This is a genomic window from Kitasatospora papulosa, assembly GCF_000717245.1.
Lineage (GTDB): Bacteria > Actinomycetota > Actinomycetes > Streptomycetales > Streptomycetaceae > Streptomyces > Streptomyces papulosus.
On record NZ_JNYQ01000083.1, the window covers coordinates 1 to 268 of the forward strand.

The 268-nt window shown below is 66.0% G+C and carries 1 pseudogene; it reads right to left on the reverse strand.

What is annotated here, in order from left to right:
* Window positions 1-268, reverse strand: a pseudogene (locus IA22_RS34695) (allantoinase AllB); the annotation flags it as partial.

Here is a 268-nt window from a genome sequence, read left to right on the forward strand (position 1 = left end):
CCCGGCCAGATGCTCCGGATCCTCCGCGTGCACGATCAGCAGCCCACCGAACCCCGCGATCTCCGCCATCGAACGGGCCAACTGCTCCTGGTCCAGCTCGGGGAACTCCTCCACCCCCGACGGCGAGAGGAAACACTTGAAACCGAACACCCCTGCCTCGTACAACGGACGCAGGTCCTTGACGTTGCCGGGCAGCGCACCACCCCAGAACCCCACATCCACATGCGCCTTGGACCGCGCCACATCCTGCTTCACCCGCAGATTCCCC